The 522-nt window shown below is 67.8% G+C and carries 1 pseudogene; it reads right to left on the reverse strand.

Annotated elements, in window-relative coordinates:
* Positions 1 to 383: 383 nt before the first annotated feature.
* Positions 384 to 522 (reverse strand): annotated as a pseudogene (locus tag MKK69_RS12260) (pyruvate kinase alpha/beta domain-containing protein); the annotation flags it as partial.

Genomic DNA, 522 nt, shown 5'->3' on the forward strand with positions numbered 1-522 from the left:
CGTCACGGTGGGCACCGCGATTGCCAGGGCGAGGATCAGGATCGGACGGAGTAGGCGCATGCGGTTCACATAGTGCCGCGCGCCCTCGGTCACGGCAACTTGTTGCCGTGGATCGAAGCCAAGTTCTCAATGGGCAATCGCGGTGCCCACCGTGACGGCCGCCCCCAGTTGGGCGCAACGTGCGCATGGGCGGCGGCATGCGGCGGCGGCATGCGGCGGCGGCTAACACCCCGGCAAATGCGGGCGCGGCGGTCTGCCGAACCCGGGCCCGCGATTACGCCTATGAAAAGCACGCCGACGTCGGCCAGGAGCGCCTGTTCTTCAACCACTGCATGGGCCAGTAGGCCTGTCGAGCTACGCGCTGGTGTGACGGTGATACCGGCCTCGTATGAGTCGACGTCGTCCGTGTGCACGCTGTGGGCTCCCCAGAGCAGGCAGAGGCGGCGTGAGGTATCAAGGTTCGGCGTTAAAGCCAGGATCGGCACCGCGGGACGCTTGCGCGCGACGCGGGCAGCCGTCGTG

Origin of the sequence: Methylobacterium sp. J-026 (assembly GCF_022829585.1) — a bacterium.
GTDB lineage: Bacteria > Pseudomonadota > Alphaproteobacteria > Rhizobiales > Beijerinckiaceae > Methylobacterium.